The sequence below is a fragment of the Clostridium sp. UBA5119 genome, from assembly GCF_002414285.1.
In the GTDB taxonomy this organism is placed as follows: domain Bacteria; phylum Bacillota; class Clostridia; order Clostridiales; family Clostridiaceae; genus Clostridium_J; species Clostridium_J sulfidigenes.
This window is the reverse complement of the sequence record NZ_DHYX01000077.1, coordinates 1-8,672: the sequence shown is the minus strand read 5'-3', so window position 1 is coordinate 8,672 and position 8,672 is coordinate 1. Positions and strand designations below refer to the sequence as shown.

The 8,672-nt window shown below is 29.2% G+C and carries 6 protein-coding genes and 1 pseudogene; 5 read left to right on the top strand and 2 right to left on the bottom strand.

Annotated elements, in window-relative coordinates; all coding sequences use genetic code 11:
* Positions 1–138: 138 nt before the first annotated feature.
* Complete coding sequence (locus tag B2671_RS11955) at positions 139–1,335, bottom strand: pyridoxal phosphate-dependent aminotransferase (RefSeq protein ID WP_346870627.1); 1,197 nt, start codon at positions 1,333–1,335, stop codon at positions 139–141.
* An 83-nt stretch (positions 1,336–1,418) separates the two neighbouring features.
* Positions 1,419–2,612, bottom strand: a pseudogene (locus B2671_RS11950) (PLP-dependent aminotransferase family protein).
* A 388-nt stretch (positions 2,613–3,000) separates the two neighbouring features.
* Here B2671_RS11950 and B2671_RS11945 point away from each other — a divergent pair.
* The 5 genes from B2671_RS11945 (at position 3,001) to B2671_RS11925 (ending at position 8,641) form a co-directional block, all read left to right on the top strand.
* Positions 3,001–4,296, top strand: a complete 1,296-nt coding sequence (locus B2671_RS11945; RefSeq protein WP_346870626.1) for a uracil-xanthine permease family protein — start codon at positions 3,001–3,003, stop codon at positions 4,294–4,296.
* A 105-nt stretch (positions 4,297–4,401) separates the two neighbouring features.
* Positions 4,402–5,421, top strand: a complete 1,020-nt coding sequence (locus B2671_RS11940) for a molybdopterin-binding protein (RefSeq protein ID WP_346870625.1) — start codon at positions 4,402–4,404, stop codon at positions 5,419–5,421.
* 13 nt (positions 5,422–5,434) lie between these two features.
* On the top strand, positions 5,435–6,232 hold the full coding sequence (locus B2671_RS11935; RefSeq protein ID WP_346870624.1) for an XdhC/CoxI family protein: 798 nt from the start codon (positions 5,435–5,437) through the stop codon (positions 6,230–6,232).
* A 164-nt stretch (positions 6,233–6,396) separates the two neighbouring features.
* On the top strand, positions 6,397–7,236 hold the full coding sequence (locus tag B2671_RS11930) for a DUF975 family protein (protein WP_346870623.1): 840 nt from the start codon (positions 6,397–6,399) through the stop codon (positions 7,234–7,236).
* Between the two features lie 370 nt (positions 7,237–7,606).
* Positions 7,607–8,641: a pyruvate kinase gene (locus B2671_RS11925; protein ID WP_346870622.1), complete on the top strand. Its 1,035-nt coding sequence runs from the start codon at positions 7,607–7,609 to the stop codon at positions 8,639–8,641.
* Positions 8,642–8,672: the final 31 nt, after the last annotated feature.

The following is an 8,672-nucleotide window of genomic DNA, read 5'->3' as shown; positions in this document are numbered from 1 at the left end:
CGAGTATAAGAAAGATAATATAGATTCATTTTAATATAATAATTAATGTAGTAAATATAGAACTATACTTTATAATTATTAAGAACAAATATAATAAAAAAGAAATTAAGTTATGAAACTTAATTTCTTTTTTGATTACTATTTTTCAATTTTTACATATTCAGCTAAAGCTCTTTCTAATATGTCCATTGCATCAGCTAAAGCTTCAGTATTTAAACAATAAGATAATCTTATTTCTTCCATACCAAGACCTTCTGTTGCATAGAAACCTTCTGCAGGAGCAACCATAACAGTTTTATTATTATAATTATAGTCTGTAAGTAACCATTTTGCAAAATTTTCTCCACTTTTTATTGGAAGCTTTGCTACTATATAAAATGCCCCAGTAGGTTTTTTGCATATAACACCTGGCATTTTTGAAAGCTTTTCAAACAGAATGTTTCTTCTTGATTCATACTCTTTTTTAACGTTAATAAAGTATTCTTTAGGAGTATTGATTAAATTTGCTGCTGCTAATTGTTCTATAGTTGGAACACATAGTCTAACTTGACATATTTTCATAATTTGACTTATAAGTTCTTTATTCTTAGAAGCTACTAAACCAATTCTTGCACCACATGCACTATAGCGTTTAGATATACTATCTATTAAAATTACTCTATCTTTAATATCTTCCATATAAAGAGCAGAAGTGTATTTTAATCCATCATAAACAAACTCTCTATATACCTCATCTGCAATAAGGAATAGGTTATTTTCTTTACATATATCAGCAAGCATCCTTATTTCATTTTCAGTGTAAACAACTCCAGTTGGATTTCCAGGGTTAGAAACCATGATTGCTTTAGTTTTAGGAGTTATTTTAGATATTATAACATCCTTTGCTGGTAGATGGAAGCCTTCTTCAGCTTTAGTTATAAAAGGTACTACTTTTACGCCAGCACCTTGTGCAAATCCTGCATAATTAGTATAGAAAGGCTCTGGTATAATTACTTCATCGTCTACATCACAAATTGCTGTTAATGCTAAAGAAATAGCTTCAGAACCTCCATTAGTAATAAGAACTTCATTAGATTCAAAATCTATATCCCATTCTTTATAATATTTAATAAAACTATTAATTGCTTCATCTATTCCTTGAGATTGAGCATATTTAAGTACATCATCTTTATAGTTATTAATTCCTTCCATGAACTCCTTTGGAGTTTCAATATCAGGTTGACCAATATTTAGATGATATATTTTTACTCCTTTACGTGTAGCTTCAGCTCCATATGGTGCCAATTTTCTAATAGGTGAATATCCCATAGCCAGTATTCTTTTTGAAAATTCCATTTTAACTCCTCCTAAAATAATATGAATAAATATTTAAGTTTATTTATTTTCATTATTGTACTAGTATACATTATATATTGTTTCTATTTTGTATAATATTTATGAAGAACTTTACATAATCTTTTTATTCCTTCTACGATTTTATCTTCTGGCATATTAGAGTAATTTAATCTAAAGAAATTTTTCTTTCCACCATTAGGGAAGAAAGAAGCACCAGGTACATAGGCTACATTCTCTTTTAGAGCATCTTCCATAATAGAAGCAGAATCTAAATCTTTTCTTAATTCAACCCAAGTAAACAACGCTCCTGAAGGATAAGTGTATTTAACGTCTTCAGGAAAATATTTTTTCATGCTATCTATCATTAAATTACGGCTAACTCTATAAACTTCAATTATGTTCTTTATATGATCATTTAAACTGTAAGTTTTCATGTGTTCACCTGCGATAACCTGAGCAAAAGTATTACATTGTAAGTCTGCACCTTGCTTAATTAAAATATACTTTTTAATTATTTCTTCTTCTGCTAATATCCATCCAAGTCTTAGTACAGGACAGAAAAGTTTAGAGAAAGTACCTAGATTAATTACATAGCCTGCTTTATCAAAGGATTTAATTGAAGGAAAGCTTTCTACCTAAAATCTTAATTCCCCATAGGGACTATCTTCAATTAAAGGTATTTCATAATTAGCAGCTAGTTCTGATAAGCGTTTTCTGCTCTCAATATTCATTGTAATTCCACTTGGATTTTGAAAATCTGGAATAGTATAAATCATTTTTATATTGTGGTTTCCGTTTTCTAATGCTTTTTCTAATTCCTCTACAATTATACCATTTTCATCCATTGGTATTTTAAGAATTTAGGACCATAAGCTATAAATGCATTTAAAGCTCAAAGATAGCTTGGACTCTCACATGCAATAGTGTCCTCCTTTATTCATGAAAAGCTTTGCAGAAAACTCTAAACCTTGCTGAGAACCATTAGTTAGCATAACATTTGAAGTGCCGCATTTTACTCCTGTAGGCGCTATTCTTTCTTTTACAATTATTTCTCTCAAAGGCATGTAACCATCAGTAGAAGCATATTGTAGAGCTACTTGACCTTTTTCTTTTATAACCTTTGATGATACTTCGTTTAGTTTATCTAAAGGAAATAATTCAGGTGCTGGTAATTCACCTGAAAAAGAAATAATTTCTGGCTTTTCAGTCAATTTTAAAAGTTCTCTTATTTCAGATGCTTTTAAATTTGAAGTCCTATTCGCATAACGTATGTTCATATATACACCCCCCATAATTATGTTTTAAAATTAGTTATACTATTTATCTTATGTACCATGATTTTATTATAACTTATTTGCATGTTTTTTCAAGATATTTTAATATAGTGGAAAGAGTAATAAAATAAATCTTAAAAATACTTGTTATTTGAGTGAAAAAGTAGTACAATAACCTAAAGAATAAATTAAATAATAAAATATTTCTTTAAATCAGTCCAGAGAGGCTGGCAAGAAGGTAGATATAATTACAGGGTACACTATATTTCTGTATATAACTTCTTGCGAAAGTAAGAAGTTTTTTTATTTATATACCTTTTAATCAGTACTGGGATACTGAAAGGGGAGAAAGAAATTTCTCCTAATATTAAAAATATTAAGGAGGCTTTATATGTCAGAAATAACATTAAAAAAAGAAGCAGAAGAAACATTGGCAAAGAGATCTATTAAGGAAGAGACTAAAAGAATGGTACTTGCTATGCAGCACTTAATTGCTATGTTTGGTGCAACGGTTCTAGTACCTGTACTTACAGGACTTGACCCTTCAGTTGCTCTTGTTGCCGCAGGATGTGGTACTTTGATATTTCACCTTTGTACGAAAGGAAAAGTTCCAGTATTTCTTGGATCTTCCTTCGCATTTATACCGGTAATAATAGCTGCGGGAGAATTAAATGGCGGAGATTTAGCATATGCACAAGGCGGATTGTTAGTTGCAGGTTTTATTTATGTAATAATTTCATTTCTAGTTAAGAAAATTGGAGTAACCACTATAAAAAGATTCCTTCCGGCCCAAGTAGTAGGACCTATGATAATAGTTATAGGATTAAACCTTGTACCTACAGCTATAGGAATGGCTAGTGAAAATTTTATTATAGCAGGGATAACTTTATCTATAGCATTATCAATTAACTTATTTGGAAAAGGTTTTTCAAAACAATTAGCTATACTTATTGCAGTATCATCAGGGTATATACTCTCATTGATTTTTAATATAGTAGATACTAGCATAATATCTAAGGCAGCATTTTTAGCGATACCTAGCTTTAACTTTCCTAAATTTGATATGGCATCTATCCTTACAATTGCCCCAGTAGTGTTAGCTGTATTAATGGAGCATGTTGGTGATATTAGTACAAACGGACAAGTAGTGGGCAAAAACTTCATTGAAGATCCTGGTCTTAATAGAACCCTATTAGGAGATGGACTTGCAACTATGTTTTCTTCATTTATTGGAGGACCAGCAAATACAACTTACGGAGAGAATACTGGAGTTTTAGCATTAACAAAAAATTATGACCCATCAATAATAAGAATTACAGCAATATTTGCTATCATCTTAGGTTTTGTAGCTAAATTAGGAGGATTACTATTATCTATCCCTAGCGCTGTTATGGGTGGTATTAGTATCATGCTATTTGGAATGATTGCATTAATAGGATTTAAAACTATTAAAAATGGAGATGTAACTTTTGATTGGAAAAACATTGTAGTAATAGCTACTATAATAATAATTGGTCTTGGTACTACTAATTTAGAAAAATACACTGGTATATCAATTGGAATTCCAGTTGGTGCATCTGTTAAAATAACAGGCGTAAGCTTAGCAGCTCTTGTAGGGGTTATACTAAATATGATTTTAAATTTTAAAAGTGAAAAAGAAGAAGATAGAAATGAATATGTAGCTTAACTATGCATTCATTGAAATATCACTTAATACAAAGATTATGTATTAAGTGGTATTTTTTTACATACGATGGTATAATATAATAAAATATAACATGGGGGTGTGAAAATGAAAAAAGTTAAAGTTGAAGATGCTATTGGGATGGTGGTGGCCCATGATTTAACTAAGATAGTACCGGGGGAATTCAAGGGTACTGCTTTTAAAAAAGGACATATAATAGAAGCAAAAGATATAGAAGAGTTGAAGTTTATAGGGAAAAATCACATTTATATTATTGAAATGAATTCAGAAATGCTTCATGAAGACCAGGCAGCTTTAGAGTTAGGACAAGCCATTGGAGGAGAAAATACCTACCTAAAATCACCTAGTGAGGGAAAAGTAAATATTTTAGCTGCCCGGGATGGACTTTTGAAAATTAACACTAGTCTGTTATATGAAATTAATTATATTAAAAACATTGTGGTAAGTACATTACACAATAATACTGTTGTAAAGAAGGATACAATTGTTTCTGCTACAAAAGTAACACCTTTAGTTGTAGAAAAAAGATATATTAATCAAGTTAAGGATATATTAAGAAATGTATCAGGGATTATAGACATAATACCTTTTAAAGTTCAGAAGGTAGGAATAGTTATTACTGGTACGGAAGTTTATGAAGGCATCATTACTGATAAATTTGCTCCAATACTTAAGGAAAAGGTTAGTAATTACAAAGCTGTTGTTGAAGATGTCATATTTGTTCCAGATAATTTAGAAAAAATAACTAATGCTATAGAGATATTTAAGTCTAGAGGATGCAGTTTAATAATATGCAGTGGGGGAATGTCAGTAGATGCAGATGATTTAACACCTGTAGCTATTGAAAAAGTAGCTTCAGAGATAATTACCTATGGATCTCCAGTAATACCAGGAGCTATGTTTATGTTAGCATATAGTGATGATATAACTTATGTTGGGATTCCAGCTTGTGGAATGTTCTCTAAAATAACTGTATTTGATGTTTTACTTCCTAGGATAATGGCAAAGGATAAAATTAGTAAAAGAGAAATAAGTGAGTTATCTCACGGAGGCCTTTGTTTAAAATGTAATATATGTCATTATCCAATTTGTCCATTTGGGAAATAGGGAGGTATTTTATATGAGTATTACTTTACTCGAAGAAGTGAATGAGCAAGTGAAGAATGGGAATTTTGTAGCTCTTTCTATAATTACTAAGGCTTGTGGATCTTCACCTAGGGGAGAAGGTACCATGATGGGAGTTCTAAGAGATGGTACTGTAATTGGTACTATAGGTGGAGGTGCAGTTGAAGATGAAATTATAAAATCTAGTATAGAAGCTATAGAAACACAAAGAAGTGGTAGATACGAATATAGTTTGAATGAAGATAATAAAGAGCTTAATATGGTTTGTGGAGGAAACATTGAAGTATATATAAAAGTATTAATGCCTAAGCGTAAACTTCTTATAGTTGGTGGAGGACATATTGCATTGCCACTACATTTTATAGCTAATGTATTAGGATATGATATTGTAGTTTTTGAGGATAGGAAAGAATATTGTAATGAGCAAAGATTTAAATTGGCTGATGAGCTTTTACTAGGAGATATTAAAGAAAGTTTAAAAAAATATCCTATAAATAATCAATGCAGTATAGTGATTATAACTAGGGGACATTTCCATGACTATGAAGCTTTAAAAACTGTTATAGATACTGAAGCAAATTATATTGGTATGATAGGAAGTAAAGTCAAGGTGAAAAAAACTATTTATAAATTATTAGATGAAGGATTTAAGAAAGATTTGTTGAATAAAGTATATGCACCTATTGGCATAGAATTAGGTGGTGAAAGACCAGAAGATATAGCATTATCTATAATGGCAGAAATTTCATTAGTTATAAATAATGGAAAACTGGCTCATAAAAAATTACAATAATATAGAGAGAAAAAAATTTATCTCGAATTATTGTAATATAATCAATATGTTCATAATATTTTAATTATATAAGGGTTAATTTTATTTCTAAAAAAGTAAAGTATGATAGGCAATATTGTATTTTATTAATATATAAATAAAAGGGAGTTTTAAGGGGGAAAACAATGGTAAATCGAAAAGCTTTAAAAAGTAAATCTAAAGATCAATTAAGGGGGCAGTGGAAGATACCGGTCTTAATAACACTAATAATCTTTGTGATTCAAGGAAGTATAAGTCTTGGTTCTGAGACTTTTAAAGATACTATAGGAACATCACTTCTGATAACAGTTATGAGCATAATAGTAAGCTTAAGTATAGCAATTATGAGTAATTCATTTTATCTTAAAATTTCTAGGGATAAGAAAGTTAAATTTTCTGATATACTTATCTCAGGTAAGACTTGGGGAAAAGGTACGGGTATACAACTTTTAATAGTATTAATGTACATACCAATAATAATTATTATTGGTATAGTTGTAGGATTTATAGCAATTCATTATAGTAACCAGATATTTATGGGTTCTTTATCAGGTAACTCTATTCCATCTTTTGAAGGCATGACAACCATGATTGTTCTGGTTACGTTAGTTTTATGTATACCAATAATTATTTTGGGTTTATATTTATTCCCAGCAGTGATTTTAGTATGTGAAGATAATAGTAAGGGTGTAATTCAGTGTATAAAAGAAAGTTTTAAATTAATGAAAGGGAATGTATGGAGTTTATTTGTACTATACCTTAGCTTTTTAGGTTGGGCTATTTTATGTATTGTACCAGTTATAGTTATAGCTATTATTGCAGTTTTTTCATTTAATGAAACTCTCATTACTATATTACCTTTCATTGCATCAATTGGTTTTCTATGGCTAGTACCATATATAAATACAACATCTTTAAATTTCTTTAATGAAATATCTGGATATAATAATAAACCTATATATAATGAAATTAATCCATTAAATTAACACTATGGTTTATATATCTATATAAGTTATATATGAATGAGATTACTTATACAATAACTTAGCATTTAGAGTGAATTAAATTTTAACTATGTTTATATCATAATTAAAGAATATGTATATCAACTTAAATCCAAAGGAATTCTTTGGATTTTTATTATTAAGTATAATTGGAAGTAAATAAACTAAAGCCTAAATTAAAAAAAATTGCTTCAAGATTTAAGATTGTATATGAATGCTATTGTTTGTTATGAATAAAGATGATAGATTTATAATAGGTTACATTAAAGATAAAATATATTAATTAGTTATGTATTGGATAAATATAAATATAAATATAAATATAAATATAAATAAATGATTAGGTGATGAAATGAAGATAGTATGTTCAATAGGTCCTAATGTTAAGACCTTAAATGATTTAGATAAGTTTGTAAATTCAGGAATGAATTCTATGAGATTGAATTTTTCTCATATAGAAAATGATACAGCAAAAAAACAAATTAGGTATATGAAGGAGAATTATCCTGATATTTCTATTATTCAAGATTTGCAAGGAAATAAAATTAGAGTATCTAATTTGTTTAATGGCCAATTAAGAGTTAACTTTGGAGAAACCGTATATTTTTGTAGTGAAGAATTTTTTAAAGAAAATCTTAGACATAGTGGAAAGAATACATTAATTCCAATTTCTTTTCAAGGACAATTTACATGGCTTTCTAGCTGTAAAAAAATCCTTATGAAGGATGGAACGATGGAATTTAATGTTGTAGGAAAGCTTAAGGATAAAGAGGCAATAAAGGCAGAAGTTGTTTTAGGTGGCATGGTTAGAGGTGAGAAGGGGTTAAATGCTCCGGGAATTGATAGGTCGGGAATGACGTTAACCATGAAGGATAAGAAGGATATTGAATTTGGACTATTAAGTGGTGTGGATATAATATGTCTTTCCTATGTTACGAGAGAATCTGATATTCTACAATTAAAGGAATATATTAAAAAAGTAAAGAAATATAATCCTCAAATTATTATGCCTAAAATTTGGGCAAAAATAGAGTGTAAAGAAGGAATTCTTAATTTTGATTCTATTTTAAAATCTGTTGATGGAATTATGCTAGGTAGGGGAGATTTATTCTCGGAATTGGACATAATGGAAATTCCTTTTGTTCAAGATGAAATAATAGAAAAGATGAAGTTTGAAAAAAAGGAGCTTATAATCGCAACCTATGTGTTAGATTCTATGAGAAGTGGCCGAAAACCTAAAATTCCTGAATTAGATGATTTATATAATTTTATAAAAAATAAGGTGGATGGAATTATGCTAGCTGGAGAAGTTGGGGTAGGTAAAAATCCTCTCCATGTTATAAGATTTACTAAAGAATTTATAGATAAATATAGTTATCTTAGTTAAGAAAAAAATGAAGGGGGCGTCGCAAAATAAC

Bases quoted from the DNA above. Each gene is read 5' to 3' on its own strand.
- B2671_RS11940 (WP_346870625.1), top strand. From the start codon at position 4,402: ATGAAAAAAGTTAAAGTTGAAGATGCTATTGGGATGGTGGTGGCCCAT.
- B2671_RS11945 (WP_346870626.1), top strand. From the start codon at position 3,001: ATGTCAGAAATAACATTAAAAAAAGAAGCAGAAGAAACATTGGCAAAG.
- B2671_RS11935 (WP_346870624.1), top strand. From the start codon at position 5,435: ATGAGTATTACTTTACTCGAAGAAGTGAATGAGCAAGTGAAGAATGGG.
- B2671_RS11925 (WP_346870622.1), top strand. From the start codon at position 7,607: ATGAAGATAGTATGTTCAATAGGTCCTAATGTTAAGACCTTAAATGAT.
- B2671_RS11955 (WP_346870627.1), bottom strand. From the start codon at position 1,335: ATGGAATTTTCAAAAAGAATACTGGCTATGGGATATTCACCTATTAGA.
- B2671_RS11930 (WP_346870623.1), top strand. From the start codon at position 6,397: ATGGTAAATCGAAAAGCTTTAAAAAGTAAATCTAAAGATCAATTAAGG.